Origin of the sequence: Frankia sp. R43, from assembly GCF_001306465.1 — a bacterium.
Classification (GTDB): domain Bacteria; phylum Actinomycetota; class Actinomycetes; order Frankiales; family Frankiaceae; genus Parafrankia; species Parafrankia irregularis.
In genome coordinates, this window is sequence record NZ_LFCW01000002.1 from 780,700 (window position 1) to 805,536 (window position 24,837).

Genomic DNA, 24,837 nt, shown 5'->3' on the forward strand with positions numbered 1-24,837 from the left:
CATGCCCCGACCGATCCGGATTCTGCTGGCCGACGACCACGCGCTGGTCCGCCGCGGGGTACGGCTGATTCTCGACAGCGAGCCCGACCTGACCGTCGTGGCCGAGGCCGCCGACGGCGCCGAGGCGATCGAGAGGGCCCGCGCCGAACAGCCGGACCTGGCGATCCTCGACATCGCCATGCCGCGGCTGACCGGCCTGCAGGCCGCCCGCGAGCTCTCCCGGGCGCTGCCGGACGTCCGGATACTGATCCTGACCATGTACGACAACGAGCAGTACTTCTTCGCCGCGCTGCGGGCCGGCGCGTCCGGTTACGTGCTGAAGTCCGTCGCCGACCGGGATCTCGTCGAGGCCTGCCGGGCCGCGGTGCGCGGTGAGGCGTTCCTCTACCCGGGGGCGGTGAACGCCCTCATCCGCGACTATCTCGAGCGCGCCGCGGCCGGCGACCCCGGTCCCGGCCGGGTCATCACCGACCGGGAGGAGGAGGTGCTCAAGCTCGTCGCCGAGGGGCACTCGTCCCGGCAGATCGCCGACATCCTGTTCATCAGCGTCAAGACGGTCGAGCGGCACCGCTCGAACCTGCTGCAGAAGCTCGGCCTGCGGGACCGGCTGGAGCTGACCCGCTACGCGATCCGCGCCGGGCTCATCGAGCCGTGAGCGGCGAGTCGTGCGGCGTCGGCGCGTGCGGCGTCGGCTCATCCGGCGGCGGATGAGCTGTGGCGCCCTGCGGCGCGCCGTACGGAACGGGAACGGCGGTATCCGCGGGAGTCCTCGCGGGACTCCTCCCGACGGCCGCCGGCAGGCGGACGAGCCAGCCGGACCGGCCGGCCATGATGGGACCGAGCACCGCGAGAACCAGCACGTACCCCGCGACGAAGGACGCCAGGCGGCCGTCGAGCCCGGCGCCGGCCGCCATGGCCGCCAGGATGAGCGCGAACTCGCCGCGGGCGACCAGGGTGGTCGCGATGTTGGCGGCGGGCTGCGCTCCGAACCCGTGCAGGCGCGCGGCGACCAGACCGGCGATCACGCTCGTCGCGGCCGTCAACGCGACGGCGGCGGCAACCGGCCCGGCCACCCCGGCGACGTCACCGGGGTCGATCGAGAGCCCGAAGCCGAAGAAGAAGATGGCCGCGAACGCGTCGCGCAGCGGATGCACCAGCTCGCGGATCCGCGGTGCGGAGCTGGTGCTGCCGAAGATCAGCCCGACCATGAACGCGCCGATCGCGTCGGCGACGCCGAGCACCTCGGAGACCCCGGCGACCAGCACCGCTGCTCCGAGGAACGTGACCACCAGCAGCTCGTCGTCCCGCACGGCGATGAGCCGGCCGACCAGCCGGGTGCCGAACCGGGCCACCACGGCGAGCGCCACCAGGAAGCCGAACGCCTTCGCGGCCTGCGCGATCGTCTCCCCGACGCCGTGGACGTCGGCGAGGACGGGCTGCAGCGCGGCGAGGTACATCGCCAGGAACAGGTCCTCCACCACGAGGACACCCAGGATCAGCCGGGTCTCGGGGTGAGCCAGCCGGCCCAGGTCGATCAGGATCTTGGTGACGATCGCGGACGAGGAGATACCCAGGACGCCGGCCAGCACCAGCGCCTCCCGCGCTCCCCAGCCCAGCGCGAACCCGAACCCCAGGCCGGCCCCGACGTTGAGGAGCAGGTAGATGCCGCCGGCGGCGAACAGCCGCCGCCCGCCCCGCCGCAGGTCGTCGAGGTGGAACTCCAGCCCGAGGTAGAACAGCAGCAGGACCAGCCCGAGCGCGGAGAGCATCTCGAGGTCCTCGGGGCTGTCCACCAGGACGACACCCGGGGTGTGCGGGCCGAGCAGAATTCCGGCCAGCATGAACAGCGGGATGGTCGGGAGCCCGATCCGGACCCCGGCGCGGGCCAGCAGCGCCGCGGCCAGGAAGGCTCCGCCCATGGCGAGCAGGGTGTCGGCGTGCCCCACGGATCAGCCTCCCCGGGTCCGGCTCGGCCCAGCCGTGAGCGACCCCGCCCGCCTGTGTTCGGCTTCCTTCAGCACTGCGCACCTCACCTTTGCGTCACGACAACCGTTTCGGTCAACGATCCGGTAAGGCGACGACGGTGACCATCGGGGCGCACACCCATTTCGGCCCCGGACCGGACTCCACGGACACCGTCAGAGGTCCGCGGCCGACGCCGGTCACGACGACGATGGGACGGTCGTCACAGCGTGGCGATCGAGTACGACAGAGCTGGCAGTCGGTGGCTGCCTCGTACCGGCGGGCTGCCTCGTACCGGCGGGCTGCCTCGTACCGGCGGGCTGCCTCGTACCGGCAGGCGGCTTCGGCCGGCGGGCCGGCCGGGGGCTGGCGGGCGGCAGGTCGCCGAGGCTGCCAGTATCGGCGTAGGTTCGTCGAGCACGGGCCGAGGTGTGCCCACCGCGCTGCGCGCTGCCGCCAGCGCCCGCGACGGACCGGAGACATGCCCCATGCTCCGCCCCTGTACGACCGGCCAGCCGCTCGCGGTGGCCCGACGCCATGCCTGTGACCGCCGAGGCCGCGGATGACCGCGGTGCGCCAGCGGGTGGGGGACTGGCTGATGGCCGGGACCGAGCAGGCGCGGCGACACGCCGGGCCGCACACCCAGCCCGAGCCGGAGCACCAGCGCCACCACTGGCTGCGGGTCATGTGCCTGACCGGGGTGGACTACTTCTCCACCCTCGGCTATCAGCCCGGCATCGCGATTCTCGCCGCCGGGGCGGTGAGTCCGATCGCGACGCTGGTGCTCGTCGTGGTGACGCTGTGCGGGGCGCTGCCGGTGTACCGGCGGGTGGCGGGGGAGAGCCCGCACGGTGAGGGCTCCATCGCGATGCTGGAGAAGCATCTTTCCTGGTGGAAGGGAAAGCTGCTGGTCCTGGTGCTGCTCGGGTTCGCCTGCACCGACTTCCTGATCACGATCACGCTGTCGGCGGCGGACGCGTCCGCGCACCTGCTGGAGAACCCGTACGCCCCGGACGCGCTGGCCGGCCATCACGTCGCCGTCACGCTGGTGCTGCTCGCGCTGCTCGGCGCGGTCTTCCTGCGCGGGTTCACCGAGGCCGTCGGGATCGCGGTGGTGCTGGTGGCCGTCTACCTCGCTCTCAGCCTGACCGTGATCTCGGTGTCGCTCGTCAAGGTCGTGACCCACCCGTCGATGCTCGGGGACTGGCATCGGCTGCTGGTCGCGGAGCATCCGAACCCGGTCGCGCTGGTCGGTGTCGCGCTGATCATCTTTCCGAAGCTGGCGCTCGGCCTGTCCGGCTTCGAGACGGGTGTCGCGGTGATGCCGTTGATCCGCGGCGCGCCGGGCGACACCGAGGCACGCCCGGCGGGACGTATCCAGGGGGCCCGGCGGCTGCTGACCACCGCCGCGCTGATCATGGGGGTGCTGCTGCTGTCGAGCAGCCTCGCGACGACGGTCCTCATCCCGGAGAAGCTGGTGGAGCCGGGCGGGCCGGCCAACGGGCGGGCCCTGGCCTACCTGGCCCATGAGGAGCTGGGTAACGCCTTCGGTACCGCCTACGACCTGAGCACGGTGGCGATCCTGTGGTTCGCCGGCGCTTCGGCGATGGCCGGCCTGCTGAACCTGGTGCCCCGCTACCTGCCCCGGTACGGCATGGCGCCGCAGTGGGCCCGTGCGGTCCGGCCGCTGGCGCTGGTCTTCACGGTGATCGGCTTCGTCGTCACGCTGGTGTTCGACGCGAGCGTCGACAAGCAGGGCGGCGCCTACGCCACCGGTGTGCTGGTGCTGATCACGTCGGCGTCGGTCGCGGTGACGATCTCGGCGCACCACCGTGGCGGCTGGCGGGGGGCGGCCGGGTTCGGCGTGATCAGCGCCGTGTTCGTCTACACCACCATCGCGAACATCATCGAACGGCCGGACGGGCTGATCATCGGCTCGATCTTCATCGTCGTGATCCTGCTGGTGTCCTTCCTGTCCCGGGCGGTGCGGTCGTTCGAGCTGCGGGTCACCGGGATCGAGCTGGACCCGGCGGCGACCCGGTGGGTGCAGGAGGCGGCGCGGGCCGGGGCGCTGCACCTGGTCGCCAACGAGTTCGACACCGGCGAGGCCGCCGAGTACGCGGACAAGGCCAGCAAGGCGCACGAGCTGCTGCACGTCCCGCCCGCACAGCACCTGCTGTTCATCGAGGTGGACGTCCCGGACTCCTCGGAGTTCGAGAGCGAGCTGGTCGTCCACGGGCGGGAGCGGCACGGGTACCGCATCCTGAGGCTGACCAGCACGTCCGTGCCGAACGCGATCGCGGCGCTGCTGCTGCACCTGCGGGACCTGACCGGCACCCGGCCGCATGTGTACTTCGAGTGGTCCGAGGGCAACCCGCTGCAGAACCTGGCGCGGTTCGTGTTCTTCGGCGTGGGCGAGGTCGCCTCGATGACCCGCGAGATCGTGCGCGAGGCCGAGCCGGACCCGGAGAACCGCCCCTTCGTGCATGTGGGATAGACGTGCATGTGGGATAGATCCGTCACGAAGGCGCTGCGCCGGGTGGCGGTCGGCCTTAGCCTCGAAACCCGTGGGAACTGACGAGACGAGCGTGGCGCGGCCGGCGGAGGCGCATCCGGCCGGCCATTCCGCTCATTCCGCGGGTGCCGGCTGGCTGCGCCCCGCGGTCTTCGGCGCGATGGACGGGCTTGTCAGCAACGTCGCGCTGATCAGTGGGTTCGCGGGCGGGGCGGCGGGGCGGCCGGCGGTCATCCTGGCCGGCCTGGCCGGCCTGGCCTCCGGGGCCTTCTCGATGGCGACCGGGGAGTACACCTCCGTCCGGTCGCAGAACGAGGCGATGCGGGCGCAGATCGAGGTGGAGCGCCGCGAGCTGGAGCTGTACCCGCAGGCCGAGGCCGCGGAGCTGGCGGCCTACTTCCAGGGCCAGGGGGTGGACGCGCAGACCGCCGCGTCGGTGGCGCGCCAGCTGGGGAACCGGCCCGACTCCGCGCTGCGGGCCCATGTCGGCACCGAGCTCGGGCTGAACCTGGACGAGCTGCCCTCCCCGATCGGCGCGGCCGGGGCGTCGTTCTGTGCGTTCGCCGTCGGGGCGGTCATCCCGGTGGCGCCCTACCTGCTCGGGTTCTCCTCGTTCGCGCTGGCCGCGATGCTCGCCGGGCTGGCGCTGTTCCTGCTCGGGGCCGTCGTCAGCAGGTTCACCGAACGGTCGTTCGCCTACAGCGGGGCCCGCCAGCTGCTGCTCGGTCTGGTGGCCGCCTCGGCGACCTACGGCATCGGCGTGCTCGTCAACGCCTCCATGGGCTGACCGGCCGGCCGGCGGCTGACTGCGGGCTGGCGGCGACCGCGGGCTGGCGGTTGACCGGCGCCGGCCGGCCGGACGTCACCGTCCGGCCGGCACGAGCCCTGTCAACCCCCTGTTGTCCACCCTCAGGTGAACGCGTTCTCCAACTCGGTGCGCAGGACCCGGCGCAGCAGCTTGCCGTTCTCGTTGAACGGCAGCTCCGAGCGGAACTGGATGTGCTCGGGCGTGCGGCTGGAGCGCAGCTGCGCCCGCACGTGGCTGCGCAGCTCCTCCTCGGTCACCTCGCCGGAGGCGACGACGGCCGCGACGACCTGCTCGCCCCACTCGCGGTGCGGGATGCCGACGACCGCGGCCTCCTCGACGGCCGGATGGGTGACCAGGACGGCCTCGATCTCGCCCGGGGACATGTTCTCCCCGCCGCGCACGATGACGTCGTCCAGACGCCCGTGCACGAACAGGTAGCCGCCCGCGTCCAGGTGGCCCTCGTCGCGGGTCGGGAACCAGCCGTCGTTCTCGATCCGGCCGATACCGAGGTACTCCCCGGACACCTGGCCACCGCGGACCCAGATCTCGCCGCGCTCCCCGGTCGGCACCTCCACGCCGGCGGGGTCGCGGATCGTGACCTCCAGGCTGGGTAGCGGCCGGCCGACCGAACCCAGCCGGGCCCGGACCTCGGGGTCGGTGCTGCCGATCGCCGCCTGGTGGTCGTCCGGGCCCAGCACCGCGATCGTGCTGGACGTCTCGGTGAGCCCGTAGGCGTTGACGAAGCCGACGTGCGGCAGCATCGTCACCGCGCGCTCGATGACCGGCACCGGCATCGGCCCGCCGCCGTAGGAGATCGACCGCAGGGACGGCAGGCCGAGCCCGTCCGCCTCGACGACGTCCAGGATGCGGCCCAGCATGGTCGGCACGACCATCGCGTGGGTGACCGACTCCGCCCGGACGAGGTCCACCCAGGCCCGCGGCTCGAAGCTCTCGAGCTGCACGGTCCGGCGCCCCGAGTAGGTGGCCGAGCAGGACGCCGACACACCGGCGATGTGGTACGGCGGGACGCTGACGATCCCGACCTCGTCGTCGGCGGCACCGGCGAACTCGACCGTGGTGATCACGTATTCGGTGAGGTTGCGGTGGCGCAGGACGGCCGCCTTGGGCTCGCCGGTGGTGCCGCTGGTGAACAGCAGCACCGCGATGTCCTCGGGGTCACCGCCCCAGCCGTCGGCCTCCTTGGCCTCGCTGTCCGCCGCGAGGGCGAGCAGCTCGGCCCGGGTGACGAGGTGGATGCCGTCGATGTCACCGAGCCGCTCGGCGACACCCGCCCCGACGACGATCGTCGCCGGTGCGGTCCGGGCGACGATCGCGCGCAGCTGCTCGTCCGCCAACCGGTAGTTGATCGGGACGAACGGCTTGCCCGCCAGTGCCGACCCGAACAGCGTCAGCGGCACGGCGGGGGAGTTCAGATCGATCAGGCCGACCCGGTCACCCGGCATCGCCGCCAGCGCGGCGCCGGCCCGGCGCGCCTGGTGCCCGAGCTCGGCGAACGTGAGCCCGCCCGCGAGCGGGCCGAGCGCGACGCGGTCGGCCAAGCCGTCCGCGGCCATCTCCAACAGCATCCCGAGGTGCATGTGCTTCTCGCCCGTCAGTCAGAGGAGGGGAGGGGCTTTGCGTCCTTCAGCGGAAGCGGGACGTCGCCGATCGACAGCGAGCCGGCGCCGGCCTTGGTGGCCAGCAGCTCCAGCCCGGACTCCGGATCGGCGAAACGCTTGCCCAGCGGCGTGCCGGCGGAGAACGCGGGGTCGAGCGTCAGCCCGGCGGGGGCCTCCTCGCCGACCTGGACCACCGGATGCCCACCACACCGCAGATCGATGGCGGCGGACGCGGGCTTGACTATGATCACCTCGGTGTCGCACACCGTGGACTTGTAGCGCGTACCGGGCTTGACCAGGGTGCTCACCCGTGTGACCTCCTTGTGCGGGCCTCCCACCGTGGCCGTGGAAGGGCCGTTCTCGCCTCGTAGGACATCGCAGAACCGCCACGGATCCGTGCCCGCCGGGCACCGCGGTCGTCGGGCTCGGTCGTACGCACGGGCCGCGGGGGCGCGACGGCGGTGCGGCGCCGCGGCCGCCGCGACGAAACATCGTCACGAAACGGCGCGGGCGACCGAATCCGGGACCAGGTGGTGCCGGCAATCACAGGTCACGAGGTTATTCGTGTTCCGCCCACGGCGCTGAAGTTCACTGACGGCGACGGCGCTGCTTCCTGCCGTGACGACTTGGAGATCTGCTCCTACCAGGGACTACGGCAGGTCGGGCGCCACCGGGAGGCTGACGCCGGTGAGCAGGCGGGTGCGGTCGAGCGCCGCGGCCATGACGTCCACGATCTGCGCCACGGGCCGCTCGGGGGTGGCGTCGACGAGCGCCTCGGGCAGCCGCTCCAGCACGGTGAAGAACGCGATGCTGGCGATCCGCGGGTCGAGCGGGTGCGGCCACCGGCCGCCGCCGGGGACGGTGGCGTAGCCGGTGTGCAGCCGCTCGCTCATCACCCGCCGGACCTCGTCCAGCCGCGCATGGTGTGGCTGCTGGTCGAGCCACACCCGGGTGACCCCGAGATACCGCAGCGCAAAGGTCGCGACCGCATCCAGCCAGTCACGCAGATCGCCGGGATCGGGCGCGGCGGGCGCGGCCGGTGTGGTCGCCGCGCGGATTCCGCGCAGCCTTTCGTCAAGCTCGGTGATGGCTCCCAGTGCCCGGTCGCTCAGCGCCACCAGCAGGTCGAGCTTTTCGTCGAAATACTTGTAGAAGGTTCCGCGGGCGTAACCGGCGAGTGAGACGACGTCATCCACCGAACATTGGTGGTAACCCTTTTCGGTAAAGCATTGGACGCCGGCGTCGAGCAGTCGGGCGACGGTGGCTCCCGCCCGGCTGCTGAGGCCGGCGAACCGGTCATCGGGGCGCGGTGCGGCGACCGGTGAAGAAACCGGTGTCGGTGGTTGTGCGGGCGCCGCCGGGGCCGGCGGTTGTGCTGATGCCGAGGCCGGCGCCGCCGACGGCGCGGACCACAGCCGCTCGCCGCCGCTCGGCGGGCGCGGTGTCGGAATCTCGCGGCCGAGCTGCGCGAAAACGGCCGGCGGAGTCTGTGGGAAAAGCAGCAGCTGGATGAGGACGGCCAGCCCGTCGGTCAGGTGCTCCGTGCTGATCGCGGTAGAGCGTGCGGCGGGCCGCGCGCCGCCCGGGCCGGTACCCGGACCGCTGCCCTGGCCGGCGGTGCGCCCGGCTGCGGGACCGGCCGCGCCGTCGACGTGCCTCGTGTAGTTCGCGGCGTTGACCAGCGTGGTCAGCACGACCGCGGCGTCCACGGGATCGATGCCGGTCACACCGGAGGCGGTGAGCCGCCGGGCGATCCGCTCGTGATAGTCCGCCAGGAAGCGGCTGGCCATCTCCGGGATCGGGGTGCCGGGCGAGCTGATGTTCGCCCACTGGACGAACATGGTCGAGTACCGGTCGTAGACCCAGGCCCACTCGCCGAGCCACCAGTGCAGATTGTCGAAGCCGAGCTCGGTGGGTTCCAGCGGGCCGATCCGGCGGACCACCCGCATGAGCGCCGTTCCGCATTCCTGGAGCAGCTCGATGAAGATCTGCTCCTTGCTCTCGAAATACTGATACAGCGTGGCCCGGGACACGCCGGCGGCCTTGGCGATGTCATCCACCGACGTGCCGTGGAAGCCCTGCGCCTCGAATAGGCCCAGGGCCGTCTCCACGACGCGTGCGCGGGTACGTGAACCGCGCGCTCCGACCACCGGACTGGTGGGGCCGTAGCTCGCTCGCCGAAGGATCTCGTTCTCGGACATCCACGTCAGAGTATGCGAACAGGCGGCGTTGTATTCCGTTCCGCGCGTCGGAACACGCGCGTTCGCCGAAAGGTGGAATTCACCCGGTGGTCGCCCAGGGGCGGCGCCCGTTGAACCGGTTGCTCTCGGTCGCCCCGGCGTGGCTTGGCGCGGTGGCCCGGGTGACACCGGCCGGCTCCGACGGGCCGGTCCGTTGGGCGGTCACGAAGGACCCCTCGATGGGCATCGACTGGTCCGGGCGCCGGCCGAGCCGGTCCGCCGCCCGGGTGAAGGTGGTCTCGTGGCCGCGCCAGCCGTGGTCGCCGAGCCAGGCCGCCGACTCGCCCTGCAGGCCACCGTGCCACAGCTCGGCGAACTCACCCATCGGCGGTATCCGGCGCACCTCGTCGAGCAGCTCCTTCGACAGGCCGGTCGCGTCCTCGAGGGCGAACCGGCTCGACGGCGCGGACAGGTCGGTGACGTTCGTCAGCAGCCGCTCGGCCTGGGCGGCCTCCAGGTAGACGAGAATGCCCTCGGCCAGCCAGGCCGTGGGCAGGCTCGGGCGCAGGCCCGCCCGCAGCAGCCGGTCGACCCAGTCCTCGGTCAGGTCGGCGACCACCGGATGGCGTTCACACCGAGGCCGCAAGCTCGTCGAGGCGAGCACCCGCTCCTTGAACGACAGCATGTCGGGGCGGTCGACCTCGAACAGGAGGGTGCCGTCCGGCCAGGGCAGCCGGAAGGCCCGCGTGTCCAGTCCGGCGGCCAGCACCACCACCTGCCGGCAGCCGGCGGCCACCGCCGCGCCCAGCTCGTCGTCGAAGAAGCGGGTGCGGACGTCCAGGTAGGTCATCAGAGTTCTGGCCCACATCCGCAGCTGGTCGTCGGCGTCGGGTGGGACCACGGGCACCGCGTCGCCGGCCGCGTCCACGAAGAGCTGCGCGAGCCAGTCGTCGAAGAGACGGTCCGGCCGGCGGCTCGCCCTGGCCCGGATCCAGGCCGTGGCGAGCGCCGTCCGTCCTACGCCGCGAGGAACCTCGTCCATGCGCTGAACGTAGCTGGATGCTCTCGAAGGGTGGTGCTTGTTGGAGTTTTCGGCCCCGGATGTGGCCTATGTCGTGGCCTTTGTCGTCCGCGACGCGGTCAGGCGCGGGTGGCAGCCATCGGGTGCCGCGGCCCGGTTCCGGCGGCCATCGGTCCCGGCCGCCGCCCGTCCGGACGGCGGCCGGTGACCGGCCGCAGGAACCATCCGAACGCGGCGACCGACACTGCCCGCGGCGGGCGGGCCACGCCTACGGTGGCCCGGTAACCGGTCAGAACCCCGGTTCCACGACCAGATCCACGACCAGGGAGGCCGTCATGACGCGGACCAATGCTCCTGCTCCTGCGCACATCGGCGCTCCGGCGGCCTCCGCCGCCGCACGGGCTGACGGTGATCTGGGGGGCATCCCCGGGCAGGACATCCCGCGTGACCACGCCGGCTTCGGCGTCCTCACCTTCGACGTGTGCCTGCGCCTGGTCGGCGGCGAGCGCATCGGCCGGGTCGCGTTCGCGGCCGACGGCGAGGTGCTCGTGCTCCCCGTCAACTACATCGTGGACGGCAACACCATCGCGTTCCGGTCCCGCGTCGGGTCCAAGCTCTCCGCCGCCACCAGCCACAGCGTGGTCGCGTTCGAGGTCGACGGCTTCGACGAGACCGTCCGGGTCGGCTGGAGCGTCCTGATGAACGGGTACGCCGAGGCCGTCCGCGACGACGCCGAGATCAGGCGGCTCGAGGCCCGCGGGCTCGCACCCTGGGCGGCGAACCTGGAGCGGCCGACCTGGATCCGCATCCACTGGGACTCGGTGTCCGGGCGCTCCACGACGCCGGGCTCCGCCGGCCGGCGCTGCTGAGCCGGATCAGGCCACCCCGGGTCAGATCAGCGGGACGTTCCCGTCCCGGGACTGGCCGATGGTGCGGCAGGTGGCGATGCTCTGCTGGTACCCCAGCGAGAACGACTGGGCGCGCTGGGCCGGCGTGCCGTGCGCGTCCGGCGCGGTGCCGCCCTGGTCGAGCCAGCCGCCGCGGGTGTCGCCGAGGCTGTAGAACAGCGTGGTGCCGTTCACGGCCTCGTCCTGGGTGAGCCGGCCCGCGTCGACGGCGAAACGGGCCTGGTTGCCGGCGAGGCAGTCGGCCTGGTTCTCCTCGGCGCGGGACACCGCGCCGAGCACGCCGGCGATCCGGTCGCCGCGATGGCCCAGCTCGTGCATGACCACGAAGGCCGGGTAGGACGGGCCGCCGTCGTCGGCGAGCCGGGACATGAAGTCCGTGCTGTAGGCGATCGTGTCGTCGAGGGTGCAGTAGAGGGCGTTGTCGGCGAACACCTGGGGATCGGTGACGCCGTCCGCGCAGGCGATCTTCGGGATCTCGCCGTTGCGGTACGGCACGTAGTGCGGCTCGGTCCACGCCGTCCCGAGCTGGTTGCGCCAGTAGCCGTTCACCGAGCCCGGGCAGTCGGCGGACTCGGTGATCAGAGCGACGACGTCGTCCGTCGAGGAGACCCGGCCCCCGCAGGCCGGCCTCGGCGTCTCCGCCCATGCCGCCGCCGTCGTCCCGGGAGAAAAACCGAACCAGCTCGCAAGCAGCAGGACCGACAGGGTGAATGCGGCCACAAAGGCCCTTCTGGCGTGCACGACGGCAACCGTAAAGAGCGAAGTGCGGCTTTTGGCAGGTGCGCTGGCCTTCGTGGATCCCCGAATTCGGGGGGATGGCCTCTACGGGCCGGCCGGTTTACCCCGGGCAGCGGCCGTGCCCAGCACATCTGCGTTCCGGCGGCGCCCGCCATCGGACGTCCGGCGGGATGTGATGGTCGTCGCGCGCCCCCGGTGAGCGGCACCGACGGGTCAGCCCGCCGGTGGGTCGGTCCGCCGGCGGTGGGTCGCCGACGGTGGGTCGCGGGCAGGCCGGGACGGGGATCCCGTGCCATCGCGCAGCGCCGGTCCGGCGATTCACATCAAGAGCGGCAAAAGGGGCGCAGAGCCACCTGGCAATCCGCAAGAACTGAGGATTCTGGTTGCGAGAACGACCACGATCCTCAACTGCTGCCCGGCAGCAGCCACAGTCGCGGCGGCCGCCCGACGCGGCGGCGCGAAGAGCCGAGGATTTTCGTCGTCCCGACGACCCCGATCGTCAGGTCCCGTTTGGCGGCGGCCACAGCCCGAAGCTCGCGATCTGCCACACGTTCGCTGGCTCTGGCGACCAGAACCCTCGGGTCCTGTTCGGCGGCGGCGGAGGCGCTCCGCTGGGCCTGGACCCGGAACCGCACCGCCCCCCGAAGGTGTCGTGACCGGGCCTGATAATCAGGCGACGTCCACGCGCACGTCTCGCGCGCGCCGGCGGCCCTGGCCTGAGGATGGAGGGAGCGGCCGTGTCCACAACTGCCGCGGGTGGTGCCGCGGATACTGCCGCGGGCCGCGCGCCGTTCCAGCTCGCCGTGCTGGAGGCGGTGCTGGAGCGGATCACCTACGCCAACGAGGAGACCGGCTACACGGTCGCCCGCGTCGACACCGGCCGCGGCGGTGACCTGCTGACGGTGGTCGGCGCGCTGCTCGGTGCGCAGCCCGGCGAGTCGCTGCGCATGCGCGGGCGGTGGGGGTCGCACCCCCAGTACGGGCGCCAGTTCCAGGTCGAGGACTACACCACCGTCCTGCCGGCCAGCATCCAGGGCATCCAGCGCTATCTGGGCTCCGGGCTGGTCAAGGGGATCGGCCCGCGCTTCGCCGAGCGGATCGTCGACCACTTCGGCCTCACCGCGCTGGACGTCATCGAGAACACCCCGGAGCGCCTCATCGAGGTCCCCGGGCTCGGCCCGAAGCGGACGAAGGCGATCGCGGCCGCCTGGGACGAACAGAAGGCCATCAAGGAGGTCATGGTCTTCCTCCAGGGCGTCGGTGTCTCGACGTCACTCGCGGTCAAGATCTACAAGCAGTACGGGGACGCCTCGATCGGCGTCGTGCGCACCGAGCCCTACCGGCTGGCCACCGACGTCTGGGGCATCGGGTTCCGCACCGCGGACGTCATCGCGCAGGCCGTCGGCATCCCGCACGACAGCCCGCAGCGGATCAAGGCCGGCCTGCTGTTCACCCTGTCGGAGGCGACCGACGGCGGTCACTGCTTCCTCCCGGAGAACCAGCTGATCAGTGACGCGGTGCGCATCCTCGCCGTCGACACCGGGGCGGTGATCGAAGCTCTCGCCGAGCTGGTCGCCGAGGAGGGGGTCACCCGGGAGGAGGTGCCGGGGGAGGACCCGCAGCAGCCGGTGGCCGCCGTCTACCTGGTGCCGTTCCACCGCGCCGAGGTCTCGGTGGCGAACCAGCTGCTGCGGCTGCTGCGGGCCGACACCGACCGCCTGGCGGCCTTCGCCGACGTCGACTGGGAGCGGGCGCTCGGCTGGCTGCACGGGCGCACCGGCGTCGAGCTCGCCGAGGGCCAGCAGGCGGCGGTGACCCTGGCGCTGACGTCACGGGTCGCGGTGCTGACCGGCGGGCCGGGGTGCGGGAAGAGCTTCACGGTCCGGTCGATCGTCGAGCTGGCCCGCGCGCGGCGGGCGAAGGTCGTGCTCACCGCGCCGACCGGGCGGGCCGCCAAGCGGCTCGCCGAGCTGACCGGCCACGAGGCGTCGACCGTGCACCGGTTGCTGGAGCTGCGCCCCGGCGGGGACGCGGCCTTCGACCGGGACCGCCCGCTCGACGCCGACCTGGTGGTCGTCGACGAGTCGTCCATGGTGGACCTGCTGTTGGCGAACAAGCTGGTCAAGGCGGTCGCACCCGGCGCACACCTGCTGCTGGTCGGCGACGTCGACCAGCTCCCGTCCGTCGGCGCCGGGCAGGTGCTGCGCGACCTGCTCGCCCCCGGCACTCCCATCCCGCACGTGCGGCTGACCCAGGTGTTCCGGCAGGCGAGCGAGTCGGGTGTGGTGACGAACGCGCACCGCATCAACCGGGGCGAGCAGCCGCACGTGCGCGGGCTCGACGACTTCTTCCTCTTCGCCGCCGAGGACGCCGAGCAGGCCGCCGCCCTCACCGCCGACGTCGTCGCCCGCCGCATCCCGGCGAAGTTCGGCCTGGACCCGCGCCGCGACATCCAGGTGCTCGCGCCGATGCACCGCGGGCCCGCCGGCGCCGGCGCGCTCAACATCGCGCTGCAGGAGGCGCTCACCCCAGCCCGCCCGGACCGGGCCGAGCGCCGCTTCGGCGGGCGGGTCTTCCGGGTCGGCGACAAGGTCACCCAGGTGCGCAACAACTACGACAAGGGCGCGAACGGCGTGTTCAACGGCACGCTCGGCGTCGTCACCGCGCTCGACGAGGACAACCAGACCCTGACCGTGCGCACGGAGGAGGACGAGGACGTCGACTACGCCTTCACCGAGCTCGACGAGCTGGTGCACGCCTACGCCGTGACGATCCACCGCTCGCAGGGCAGCGAGTACCCGGCCGTGGTCATCCCGCTGACGACGAGTGCCTGGATGATGCTCCAGCGCAACCTCCTCTACACGGCGGTGACCCGCGCGAAACGGCTGGTGGTGATCGTCGGGTCGCGGCGCGCGATCGGCCAGGCGGTCCGTTCGGCCGGCCACGGCCAGCGGCACACCTCGCTCGCCCACCGGCTGCGGACCGCGGTGGGTTCGGCAGGTTCCTGACCGGGAGGCCGTCGTCCCGGCGCGTCGGGGCGCGTACCCTGCGTGCAGGGGCAGGGCGGGGAGAGGACGCGGGCGTGACGACAACCGACGGACCGGTGGCCGGGGCCCGCGAGGCGGTCACGCCGCCGCTGCGTGACCTGTACGGAGAGGCGCTGCGCCGGCTGCGGCGGGAACAGGGCCGCACCCTGCGGGACGTCGCCGACGCGGCCCAGGTGTCGATGCCGTACCTCTCGGAGGTCGAACGCGGCCGCAAGGAGGCCTCCTCGGAGGTGCTCGCGGCGATCTGCCGCGCGTTGGGCATCAGGCTGGTCGACCTGCTCGTCGTCGTGATGGGTGAGCTCGTCCGCTATGAGCCTCTGCCCGCGCAGCCCGCCCGCCCGGTCGGCTTCGTCAGCTCCAGTTACAGCTCCAGCTCCAGCGCCGGCTTCGGTGTCAGCGCTGTCCGCTCCGGCGGCGGTCTGGTGGGCCAGGCGGGCCAGGTGGGGGTGGCCGGGCCGCACGAGATCGTGTCCGGTGGTTTCTCCGGTCCGCATGCGGTCCTCGGCCGCCACCTGGCCCGCCGGGCGCTCGCCCGCCACCGGTACCCGCTCTCGCCGCGGCCAGGGCTGCAGCGCCGGCCCGCGGTCCGTCCCGGGGCGGCGGGCCCGGCCGTGCCCGCTGCGTCAGGCGGGCCGGGCCACCCGGGTTTCGGGAGCCGGTCCGCCGTGGCGTGGCACGCGGTCGTGGCGCGCTGAGACGTCCACCAGGCCGCCGGGCGGGCCACCCGCCGGGCCGCCGCCCAGGCCTCCTGCCGGGCCACCCGCCGGGCCGTCGGTCAGCTCGCCGGCACGGTGCAGCACATGGTCGACCAGGCCGTACTCGCGTGCCTGCTCGGCGGTGAACCAGCGGTCCCGGTCGGCGTCCGCCTCGATGCGTTCGACCGGCTGCCCCGAATGCAGGGCGATCAGCTGCTGGAGCAGGCGCTTGGTGGCCAGCATCTGGGTGGCCTGAATCGCGATGTCCGAGCTGCCACCGCCGATGCCGCCGGATGGCTGGTGCATCAGCACCTGTGACCGCGGCAGTGCGTAGCGCTTGCCGGGCGCGCCCGCGGTGAGCAGGACCTGGGCCATCGAGCCGGCGAGCCCCAGCGCGACGGTCGCGACGTCGTTCGAGACGTACTGCATCGTGTCGTAGATGGCCATTCCCGCGCTGACGGAGCCACCCGGTGAGTTGATGTACAGGTAGATGTCCGCGGTCGGGTCGTCGGCGGCCAGCAGAAGCAGCTTGGCGCAGATGGCGTTCGCCATCGCGTCCTCGACCGCCGAACCGAGGAACACGATGCGGTTCGCGAGGAGGCGCTGGAAGACGTGCTCCTCGGACGGTCCGGACGGTGAGCCCGTGGCGTCACCGCCCGCGTGGGCCGGGAGCTGGGCCTGCGCCGGGAACTGCGCCTGCGCCGGGAACCGGGTGTGGGCCTGCAGCTGTGGGCGGGCCTGGACCCGCGGGTGAGCCTTGGACGAAGTGTGCATGGTGGCTGACCTCCCGCCGGCCCGGCGGGGGTGGGAGACGACGAAGGGCCGGCGCTGCCAGCCTCACCGACGGCGACGGCCGCCAGGGGTGTGCTCTGCCTCCGGCAGATCTGCTGCTGGCAGAGCACAGCGCCGGTGCCGACCCGGAGCCGCCGGTGCCAGGAGCCGCCCGGTGCCAGGAGCGGCAGGCGTCAGTAGGCGTCCGGGTCGGCGTCGAAACGCAGCCGGGCGCGGACGGTGTCGTCGTGCAGCGTCACCATGAAGTCCTCGGCGACGCGCACCTGCTCCTGCAGCGACGCCAGCTTGTCCTCCGCGAGGCTGACCCAGGCGGAGAGCCGTTCGTGCAGCTCCTCGCGTCGCTGCCGGGGAAGCCCGTCCTGCTCGATCTCCTCCCGCAGGCCCACCAGCGCGCGCATCTCGTCGAGGGTGAAACCGAGCGGCTTCATCTTCTTGATGAGAAGGAAACGGTCGAGCGCGTCGTCGTCGTAGAGCGGCCCGCCACCGTCGGCCTGCCCGACGGCCACGAGCAGGCCAGCCTCCTCATAGAAGCGGACCGTCCGCAGGGACAGCCCCACCAGAGTGGCGACCTCGCCGATCTCGTAGCTGCCGCGGTGGGCTGAGGACGGGGTGATGTTGCCAGTCGTGGACAATTCGACCCTTACGTCGGTATCGCGGGCGGGGTGACTGTGGGGTTGGCGCGACCGCGCCGGCCGGGGCGCATTCGGCTGCCGCGCCGTGGCCGGCAGGGGCGAACCCAGCATATTGCGGACCCGCCGGCGGGCATGGAGGCGGCGCCGAACGCGCCGGAGCGATCGAACCCGGCGCGGTGCGCGGCGGGACTGGTCACTGGGCCTGCTGGTCGTCCACCTGGCTCGGCCGCCCCTGCTGTGCCGACTGGCCGGGCTGCCCGTGCGGGTCGTCGGAGCCGGCACGGGACCGCTCGACGTCCCCGTGCAGGCCGACGACGAAGTCCTCGGCGACACCGGCCTGTTCACGCAGGGCCGCGAGTTTCTGTTCGGCCAGGACGGCCCAGGTCCGCAGCCGCTCCCGAAGCTCCACCCGCCGCTGCGCGGTCAGCCCGGGGTCGGCCAGCTCGTCGCGGACCGTGAGCAGCGACCGCATCTCCTCGAGCGTGAAACCGAGGGGCTTCATCTTCTTGATGAGAAGGAGGCGGTCAACCGCGTCGTCGTCATAAAGGCGAAAACCGCCGGGTGTGCGGCCCGTGGGGACGAGAAGGCCGGCCTCCTCGTAGTAACGGACCGTTCGCAGTGACAATCCCACCCGCTCTGCGACTTCTCCGATCTGGAGAGCGTTGCGGCGGATCAGGCCGGGATGGGATTCGTCCCTGCGTATCGTCGACAAAGCTACCCTAACGTCAGGGTCGGGAATCGTGTGCCGTGGCGGACAGGCGGCCGAACGGGGTGACTCCCGAACACGTCTACAGAGACTGTGCCATTGGTAGGGAGCACTGTACGACGTCTGGGAGTCCGGCGAAAATCGGCCAGGGGCGGAAGATCCGGACCTGCTCGGCGGGTCGCGGAGCAGGCGGGCATCGGAGGGCCGCGCCCGGATCGCCGGGGTGTGCCGGCGGCCCGCATGGTCTCGTCCCGTGGGCGGGGCGCTCTCCTCCGGTGGGCCGGCCCGCAGGTGCCTCGGGCGGGCGCCACTTCCGTGGTCGGACGGTCACCCTCGATGAGGTGCGCCGTCGCGGCGGAGGCGGCGGCGCGTGCCGTGGCCGGCTGTGTCGGCCCGGCGATCGGTGGGCGGCCGGCAGGGCGTCCAGCAGGCCTCTCAGTGGCTCCTGGCCGGGCCGACCGGGCGGGCGTGACGGGCGTCGCAGTCGATTCATGATCGAATCTTCGTGGGTCCTTGGTCCCGAACGGGTGTAAGGGCTAGCACGGTCTGGCGGAAATTTCCGGTACATCCGTTTTGTCAGGGCACGATTTCGGTGGATGTCTGTCCGGACATTCAGAACGGGGGGGAGCCCGGCGGATGGAGATTCCGAGGAGGTTGGGGCCGTTCCTGCTCACCCGCCGCATCGGCGCCGGCGGGATGGGGACGGTCTACTACGGGACGATGGGCGGGCCGGACGGTCCGCCGGCAGCAGTGAAGATCATCCGGGCGGAGCTCGCCGATCACCCGGAGTTCCGGGCGCGGTTCCGGCGCGAGATCGAGGTCGTGCGCCGGGTGGCGGGCGCCTGCACGGCCCGGGTGCTCGCCGCTGATCCGGATGGCGACCCGCCCTACCTGGCCACCGAGTACCTGGCTGGGCCCAGCCTCGCCGAGTACGTGCGCCAGCACGGCCCGCTCGCCGGTGACTCGCTGCGCACGCTGGCCGTCGGCCTGGCCGAGGCACTGGTCGCCATCCACGACGCCGGCGTGGTCCACCGTGACCTCAAGCCCTCCAACGTGCTGCTCACCAGGGAGGGGCCGCGGGTCGTCGACTTCGGTATCGCCCAGGCCGTCGACACGGTGTCGCTCACGGGCGCGGGCTCGTCGGTGGGCAGCCCCGCCTACATGAGCCCCGAGCAGATCAGCGGACGCTTCAACGACCCGGCCATGGACGTGTTCGCCTGGGGCTGCACCGTGGCGTACGCGGCGACGGGACGTTCGCCGTTCGGCGGGGGCTCGGCGGACGCCGTGCTGTTCCGCGTCCGGCATGACCCGGCGAACCTGGACGGGGTGCCCGGTCGCCTGTACGGGCTGCTCGCCCGCGCCCTGGCGAAGAACGCGCAGGCGCGACCCGACATCCGCGCGCTGCTGCGGGAGCTGCTCGCCCTGTCGGACGTGGGACCGACGGTCAGCAGTGACGCCGAGGGCACCGACCTGACGGCGCTGGTGAACGAGGTGATCGCGGCGGGCTGGCTGTCCACCGCGCATCTCGACGCCCGGATCCTCGACCTCGACACCCAGGACGTCGAACTGCTGCCGATCGTGCGGGCTCCGACGCCGCCGCGCCCCACGCCGTCTCCCTCGGCGTCCCCGGCCGCCGGCCGGCGCAGGCCCGGCGCGGGCGTCCCGCCGGGACGGAGCGTCCCGGCGGCGTCGACGGGACGAGGCGCGCCCCTGGCGTACCTGCGGTGTGTGCTTCCCGAGCAACGGACCGAGGAGCAGCGAACCGAGGACCAGCGAACCGGCGGAGCCGAGACGACGGCGCCGCGGGCGGCCCCCAGGATGGACACCGCCGCCGGTACGCGCTCCCCGGGCGGCAGGCCTGCCTGGGGCGGAACCACCGCCGCCGCGTCGAGACGGGCGGCGTTCGGGGCACAGCATGCGCCTGGGGCACAGCACGTACCTGGCGCACCGCATGCACCTGGGGATCAGCAGGTGGTACCTGAGGCGCAGCGGGTGCCCGGGGGGCAGGTCGCGCCCGGGGCACCGGCCGGCACGGTGACGGCCGCGGCGCCGCCCCGGCCCCCGCGACCTCGCAGCCACCGGGCCGAGCGGAGGCGTTGCCGGCACCGGCGGGTCGGCGGATCCCACTCCGTCCGGGCCCGATCCAGGAGCCAGGCCGTGGGAGAGCGGACCGCCCGGGTGGGTCCATGGTCGGTGACAGCGGCTGTCACCGCTGCCACCGCTGTGACAGCCGTCACCGGCTCGTTCGGGATCGCCATCGTGGCGCTCGCCGTGCTGGTGCTCATGCTGGTCGGGCTGGCGGCCCGCTGACGGCTCGGACCCCGGCACCGCACCGCTTGGCCGGAGAGGCTCCGGCGCGGTCGTCCCGTGCGGGCTCGGGACGGGACGACCGCGTTCCGGACTGACAGGAATGCCGCGGCGCCGTCAGGAACGGAGCTGACCGGGGGCGCGGTGTGGCGAGCCGTGCCGTGACGTCCGGACCATCGCGTTGCGCACCGCCGATGTGCGCAGCAGCGCAGTGTCCAGCACCATCTCGTCGACGGGGACGGTCAGGCCCTGCTCGACCAGAACCGACGCCGTGACGCTGTCGCCGGCGCGCAGAGTGTCCCTGACCTGTTCCAGGAGCCCGCGCAGGGTCGCGATCTGCTGGGCACAGGTCGGTGCGCCGAGCGACGGCAGCCAGGTCGGCCACGGATGGGCGCTCACCTCGTGGTCCGAGACGCCCAGTTCGCGGGCGAGCGCGAGCTGGGAAATCCGATCCGGGATCACCCCGCGATTCTCCCAGCGCCAGATTTTCTGGCGCTGGGCCGCCATGCTGGAGACACCGAGTTCACGGGCACGTGCGGCGACGATTCGCGCCACGGTTTCATAGGACCAGCCGTGCAATGCCCGTAGCCGGCGGAGCGGATGGGTGGGCCCTGGCTCTGGAAAAACAAGGGGATGGTCGGGCCGCACGACGAACATTCATCTCACCTCTTTCTTGCGCGCCCCCGCCCTCCGATCCGTGCCGCGGACTTCATCTCGACATCTCGACGCCTTTGTCGCGTGCTTTCGATCGCCGCGCACCGTTGTGCCGCCCTGGCCCGCCCTGACCCGGAGGTCGTCTGGTGGTGGCACCCGGGTGGTGCCTCCACAGCGGAAGGAGCCGCATCGCGCCGCCCCCGACAGCGACCGGTGCAAGCCTCGTCGAAACCCCGGCAGGCATCGGCGAGACGCTTCCGACCCGTGCCCGCACCGGACGCGCGGGACGGCCGGACCCGCCCGCACGCTCCACGCGCGGAACGTCGATCGGCATTCAAGCAACGGAAGCACAATAGCACCGTTTCGCGCGGGAAGTATTTGTCGTTTCCCTCGCGCGGCACTCCGTGCGCACCAGGAACGCGCTGCCTGTGCACTGCTCCGTCCTGGGTGGCGCCCGTTGTCGCAGGTCTGCGCCATCATCTCCGGCTGTGAGTGCTGAGGTTGCTGACCCGCTCGGCTTTCCAGCGCGGTTCCCGCGCCCGTACGCGGTGGTTGACGTGGAGACCACAGGCCTGTCGCCCGCTCGGGACAGAGTGCTGTCCGTGGCCGTTGTGCTGACAGCTCCCGACGGCGCGGTACAGGGCCGTTGGTCCACACTTCTCGATCCGGGATGCGATCCCGGCCCCGTGCACATCCACGGTCTGACCCGGGAGCGCCTTGCCGGCAGCCCGACCTTCGCGGCCGTTGTCGACGAACTGTCCGAGCTGCTCGCCGGGCGCGTTCTGGTCGCGCACAACGCGGCATTCGACTGGCGGATGCTCGCCGGTGAGGGGCTGCGTATCGGGCGCACGCTGCCGGTGGAATGGCGGCTGTGCACGCTGACACTGGCCAGCAGGCTCGGCCTGGAACTGGCGAGCCTGCGGCTGGCGGCCCTCGCGGAGCACTGGGGTGTCACCCAGCGGCGGGCGCATGACGCCGAGGACGACGCCGAGGTTCTCGCGGCACTTCTTCCCCGCATTCTCAGCCGCGCCGCGGAGCAGTTCCTCGAACTGCCGCTGACCCGGTGCGGTGTCGAACGTGACGGTGTCGCGGTGTATCCGCCGCGCTACTCCGTGGCGGGGCGGCCGCCGCCGTGCGGCTACCGCAATCCCGGCCCGTTGGCGCCCGGGGCTCCGCTGGTCCAGGGCATGCGGGTCGTCTTCACCGGACCGACCAGGACCGAGCGCGGCGCGCTCGTCGACCGGGCGGCGGCCGCGGGCCTGGAGGTGACCGCCAGCGTCAGCCGGCGGACGAGCCTTGTGGTGACCAACGAGAGGCGCGGAGCCACCCGCAAGGCGCGGGCCGCCGCGCAGCTGGGAATTCCGACCCGTGACGAGCGGGAGTTCCTGGCGTTGCTGGCGGCCGTCGCGCCCGGAGCACCGGAGGCGACGACGCCGGCGCCCACCTGATCCGGGCGGCGGTCGGCCGCCGGCTGATCCCGGTGGACCGGCGCCGGCCGGGGGCGGCCCGCGCGATACTCGAAGGGGCGGCGATCGGGGGTGGGTTCCGGGTGTGCTTCTCCCCGGAGGCGGACGTCGTCGCCGCTGCGGTGATCGGCGCCGCGGGTGTCGATGCGCTCCGGCACGTTCAGCGCCGTGCGCAGTGGCCGCTTGCCGCGTTGCCGATCCTGCTGGCCGGGCACACGTTCGTCGAGGCGTTCGTGTGGTGGAGCCTGCGGGGTTCGGTCGGTGCGCCGGGCCAGACGGTCGCGACCGCGATCTACCTGGGATTCGCCTTTGTCGTGCTGCCGATGTACGTGCCCGTCACGGTGCTCGCGCTGGAACGGGTGCCCGCGCATCGGCGGTACGAGATCGTGAGCCTCGTCGCCGGGGCCCTCTGCGCGGTGGCACTCGCCGCGACGTTGATCGACGGGCCGGTCACAGCCAACGCGGACCATCACCACATCGTGTACCGCGTGGATCTGTGGGCCGGCATCGCGGTCATCGTGCTGTATCTGCTCAGTACCTGTGGTGCGCTGCTCGTCTCAAGCCTCCGCTTCCTGCGCTGGTTCGGCGCCGTCAACCTGGCCGCGGTCGGCCTGCTGGCCTGGTTCGAGACGGACGCCGTCACCTCCCTGTGGTGCGCGTGGGCCGCCGTGACCAGCATCGCCGTGGCGGTGCACCTGCGCCGCCAGGGCGACAGCCGCAGGTCCGGTGCGCGCGCGTCCGCTCCCTGACTCCGCCGGCCGGCGGAGTCAGGACCGAAGGAGGCGGGGCGGTCGCAGGTCCGCCACCGGCACCTCACCGGCCTCCAACCGGCGCAGCAGATCGTCGGCCCAGCCGGTGACGCCGGGAAGATCGACGTCGCGTCGTCCCCATCCGCCGCCAGCTCCACCGGCCTGACCGGCCTGACCGGCCTGACCGGCGGCAGGTTCGGCGGGTGCCGCCGCGTCGGGCTCGCGGGGCCGGTCCGGCCCGCCAGGTGGGAGCGGGGAGTCGGCGGCAGCGGAGTCGATGGCGGCGGGTGCTGACGCCGGCCCCTCGGACGGGCGCGGTCGCGGTGCCAGGCCGGCCAGTCCGCGCCTCAGCAGCGTGATCGCGCCCTGCCGGTTGCCGCGGCCGACATGGACGAGGCCGACCACGATCTGGGTGAGCCCACGCCACAGGTCACGTTCCAGGGCCGGAGCGGCCTTCCAGGCGGCCTCGAGTACCTCGTGTGCCTGGAAGTACAGGCCTTCGTCCAGCAGGTTCTGCGCGGTGAGCAGGATCTCCCGGGGCGACCGTGGCAGGTCCTCGGTGAGTGGAGGGACCCCGGGCGAGCCGTAGGGCAGTGGCCGCCCGAGCCGGTCCCGTGGTCGTTGTGCCGCGGCCAGCGGTGGTGGCTCCCTGCGGTGGCGTGGTATCGGGCGATCGTTCATCCAGGCAGCTCGATCGTCAAGATCGTCGCCAAGGTGCCGACCTCCAGGATCTCCTCGGCCGCCGCGGGTGCTCCGGCGGCGGGCGGTGCTCGCTGTCCGTCAGTGCGTCACCGTCGCTGTCAGCGGCGACGGCCCTTTCGGGAGCGGTGTCACCGTCGGGAGCGGTGTCACTGTCGACAGCGACGTCGTCGTCGACCGTATCCGGTCCGTCGAGGACCGGCTCCAGGCCGTGGTCGGCCCCGGGGGGCGTGCTCGCCTGCCGCGGCCGCTCGGCGGTCCGGGCCGGGAACCGACTGGCCGCCGCCCGGACGTCGTCGTCCAGGAACGTCGGCGTCCGGGCCCGCGTGAGCCAGTCGGTTCCACGTGTGCCCGCCATCGCCTGGGCGAGGGCGAGGGCGAACTCGCGGGCGTCGGCCGGGCGCCGGTCCGGATCCTTGGCGAGCGCCCACTCGACGACCTGCGCGACCGGCCCGGGTATGCCGGTCAGTGGGCGCGGAGTGACCGCGACATGGTGGTTGGCCCAGCCCTGCTTCGTTGACGGCCGCACCTGGAAGACGGGCCGGCGGGCGAGCAGTTCGTACAGCACGACGCCTAGGCCGTACAGGTCGGTCGCGGGGCCGAGCTCGCCGAGGGTGAACTGCTCCGGCGCCATGTAACGCGGAGTGCCCGAGGGTGCGCGGACGGGTGTTCGTCCGCCGGCTCTCGGGACGTCCGCATGGGCGATGCCGAAATCGGTCAGCTTCGGGACACCGGCCGAGGTGTGCAGGATGTTCGCGGGCTTCACGTCGCGGTGGAGGATCCCGCGGGAATGCGCGTGCCCGAGCGCCGCCGCCGTACCGAGCCCGATCGCGCAGGCGGCCTCGACGGAGAGCCCGGCGGCGGCCCGCTGCGCCAGGCTGCCGCCGTCGAGCAGCTCCATGACGATCAGCGCGACGTCGCCGTGGCGGACGTGATGGGAGACCTTCACCAGGTGCGGGTGGTCGAGGCCGGCCAACAGGCGTGCCTCGGCCTCGGCGTCGGGATCGGTCGCGGCGAGGACACGGGGCACGCCGGTGACGCCGAACAGGGGCCGTTCCTCGTCGGCGATCTGCATGATCTTGACAGCGACCCGCTGGTCCGCCTCGTCCCGGGCGGCGAGCACGACACCGGAGCCCCCACGGCCGAGCTCGGCGCCGAGGGTGTAGCCCGGCAGTGCCGCGGCGATGTGGTCGCGATCGATGTTCACGACGCCGCCCGGTGCGCGGGCACGTTGACATCCAGCAGGCGCCGATGGCCCGCGCGCCGGTCACCCGGGCGCCGGTTACCCAGGCGCCGCTGGCTCACGCGCCGGTATGAAGGTAAACACCGCATGATCGCA

21 protein-coding genes are annotated in these 24,837 nt (G+C 72.6%); 9 read left to right on the forward strand and 12 right to left on the reverse strand.

The features are described from left to right. Position 1: 1 nt before the first annotated feature. Complete coding sequence (locus tag ACG83_RS11295; protein WP_054566090.1) at positions 2-655, forward strand: response regulator transcription factor; 654 nt, start codon at positions 2-4, stop codon at positions 653-655. On the opposite strand, the gene ACG83_RS11300 is transcribed toward ACG83_RS11295, so the two are convergent. After that, entirely contained in the window at positions 642-1,946 is a 1,305-nt protein-coding gene (locus tag ACG83_RS11300; protein ID WP_054566091.1) for a cation:proton antiporter, read from the reverse strand. The two genes, ACG83_RS11295 and ACG83_RS11300, sit on opposite strands and share 14 nt — an antisense overlap. Before the next feature lie 578 nt (positions 1,947-2,524). Here ACG83_RS11300 and ACG83_RS11305 point away from each other — a divergent pair. Both ACG83_RS11305 and ACG83_RS11310 read left to right on the forward strand, forming a co-directional pair. After that, a complete protein-coding gene (locus ACG83_RS11305; RefSeq protein WP_054566092.1) occupies positions 2,525-4,459 on the forward strand; it encodes a hypothetical protein in 1,935 nt (644 codons plus the stop codon). Positions 4,460-4,529: 70 nt separating this feature from the next. Continuing rightward, positions 4,530-5,264, forward strand: coding sequence for a VIT1/CCC1 transporter family protein (locus ACG83_RS11310; protein WP_152991344.1), 735 nt, complete (start codon positions 4,530-4,532; stop codon positions 5,262-5,264). A 122-nt stretch (positions 5,265-5,386) separates the two neighbouring features. Here ACG83_RS11310 and ACG83_RS11315 read toward each other — a convergent pair whose 3' ends face one another. The 4 genes from ACG83_RS11315 to ACG83_RS11330 form a co-directional block, all read right to left on the reverse strand. Beyond that, the gene (locus ACG83_RS11315; protein WP_054566093.1) at positions 5,387-6,883 is read right to left on the reverse strand and encodes a class I adenylate-forming enzyme family protein; all 1,497 of its coding nucleotides are present in this window, start codon (positions 6,881-6,883) and stop codon (positions 5,387-5,389) included. Between the two features lie 14 nt (positions 6,884-6,897). Then, positions 6,898-7,212, reverse strand: coding sequence for a hypothetical protein (locus ACG83_RS11320; RefSeq protein WP_006543133.1), 315 nt, complete (start codon positions 7,210-7,212; stop codon positions 6,898-6,900). A 342-nt stretch (positions 7,213-7,554) separates the two neighbouring features. Next, entirely contained in the window at positions 7,555-9,105 is a 1,551-nt protein-coding gene (locus ACG83_RS11325; RefSeq protein WP_054566094.1) for a TetR/AcrR family transcriptional regulator, read from the reverse strand. Positions 9,106-9,184: 79 nt separating this feature from the next. After that, entirely contained in the window at positions 9,185-10,126 is a 942-nt protein-coding gene (locus ACG83_RS11330) for an SAM-dependent methyltransferase (protein WP_054566095.1), read from the reverse strand. A 314-nt stretch (positions 10,127-10,440) separates the two neighbouring features. On the opposite strand from ACG83_RS11330, the gene ACG83_RS11335 reads away from it, so the two are divergent. Beyond that, the gene (locus tag ACG83_RS11335) at positions 10,441-10,974 is read left to right on the forward strand and encodes a pyridoxamine 5'-phosphate oxidase family protein (RefSeq protein WP_054566096.1); all 534 of its coding nucleotides are present in this window, start codon (positions 10,441-10,443) and stop codon (positions 10,972-10,974) included. A gap of 21 nt (positions 10,975-10,995) precedes the next feature. Here the strand turns inward: ACG83_RS11335 and ACG83_RS11340 are convergent, their stop codons facing one another. After that, a complete protein-coding gene (locus tag ACG83_RS11340; RefSeq protein WP_083473147.1) occupies positions 10,996-11,733 on the reverse strand; it encodes a neutral zinc metallopeptidase in 738 nt (245 codons plus the stop codon). A gap of 740 nt (positions 11,734-12,473) precedes the next feature. Here ACG83_RS11340 and ACG83_RS11350 point away from each other — a divergent pair. After that, positions 12,474-14,759, forward strand: coding sequence for an ATP-dependent RecD-like DNA helicase (locus ACG83_RS11350; RefSeq protein ID WP_369812871.1), 2,286 nt, complete (start codon positions 12,474-12,476; stop codon positions 14,757-14,759). A 74-nt stretch (positions 14,760-14,833) separates the two neighbouring features. Beyond that, positions 14,834-15,493: a helix-turn-helix domain-containing protein gene (locus ACG83_RS47730; protein WP_304438429.1), complete on the forward strand. Its 660-nt coding sequence runs from the start codon at positions 14,834-14,836 to the stop codon at positions 15,491-15,493. On the opposite strand, the gene ACG83_RS42195 is transcribed toward ACG83_RS47730, so the two are convergent. From ACG83_RS42195 to ACG83_RS11370, 3 genes are all read right to left on the reverse strand, one after another. Next, positions 15,422-16,267 carry an ATP-dependent Clp protease proteolytic subunit gene (locus ACG83_RS42195; RefSeq protein ID WP_076829179.1) on the reverse strand — a complete coding sequence of 282 codons (846 nt, stop codon included), beginning with the start codon at positions 16,265-16,267 and terminating at the stop codon, positions 15,422-15,424. The two genes, ACG83_RS47730 and ACG83_RS42195, sit on opposite strands and share 72 nt — an antisense overlap. 191 nt (positions 16,268-16,458) lie before the next feature. Next, positions 16,459-16,917 (reverse strand): MerR family transcriptional regulator, encoded by a 459-nt coding sequence (locus ACG83_RS11365; RefSeq protein ID WP_035953426.1) that lies wholly within the window; start codon positions 16,915-16,917, stop codon positions 16,459-16,461. Between the two features lie 193 nt (positions 16,918-17,110). Further along, positions 17,111-17,548 carry a MerR family transcriptional regulator gene (locus tag ACG83_RS11370; RefSeq protein ID WP_369812872.1) on the reverse strand — a complete coding sequence of 146 codons (438 nt, stop codon included), beginning with the start codon at positions 17,546-17,548 and terminating at the stop codon, positions 17,111-17,113. Between the two features lie 711 nt (positions 17,549-18,259). Between ACG83_RS11370 and ACG83_RS44070 the strand changes: the two genes are divergently transcribed. Beyond that, on the forward strand, positions 18,260-19,933 hold the full coding sequence (locus ACG83_RS44070; RefSeq protein WP_152991345.1) for a serine/threonine-protein kinase: 1,674 nt from the start codon (positions 18,260-18,262) through the stop codon (positions 19,931-19,933). A 114-nt stretch (positions 19,934-20,047) separates the two neighbouring features. Here the strand turns inward: ACG83_RS44070 and ACG83_RS11380 are convergent, their stop codons facing one another. Continuing rightward, positions 20,048-20,587: a helix-turn-helix transcriptional regulator gene (locus tag ACG83_RS11380; RefSeq protein WP_054566100.1), complete on the reverse strand. Its 540-nt coding sequence runs from the start codon at positions 20,585-20,587 to the stop codon at positions 20,048-20,050. Positions 20,588-21,141: 554 nt separating this feature from the next. Here ACG83_RS11380 and ACG83_RS11385 point away from each other — a divergent pair. After that, positions 21,142-22,032 (forward strand): DEDDh family exonuclease, encoded by an 891-nt coding sequence (locus ACG83_RS11385; RefSeq protein WP_063793038.1) that lies wholly within the window; start codon positions 21,142-21,144, stop codon positions 22,030-22,032. A gap of 32 nt (positions 22,033-22,064) precedes the next feature. Next, positions 22,065-22,799 (forward strand): DUF6629 family protein, encoded by a 735-nt coding sequence (locus ACG83_RS11390; protein WP_235497827.1) that lies wholly within the window; start codon positions 22,065-22,067, stop codon positions 22,797-22,799. Positions 22,800-22,817: 18 nt separating this feature from the next. On the opposite strand, the gene ACG83_RS11395 is transcribed toward ACG83_RS11390, so the two are convergent. Both ACG83_RS11395 and ACG83_RS11400 read right to left on the reverse strand, forming a co-directional pair. Beyond that, positions 22,818-23,480 (reverse strand): DUF309 domain-containing protein, encoded by a 663-nt coding sequence (locus ACG83_RS11395; RefSeq protein WP_054566101.1) that lies wholly within the window; start codon positions 23,478-23,480, stop codon positions 22,818-22,820. Positions 23,481-23,496: 16 nt separating this feature from the next. Further along, positions 23,497-24,705 (reverse strand): serine/threonine-protein kinase, encoded by a 1,209-nt coding sequence (locus ACG83_RS11400; protein ID WP_054566102.1) that lies wholly within the window; start codon positions 24,703-24,705, stop codon positions 23,497-23,499. Positions 24,706-24,837 lie beyond the last annotated feature (132 nt).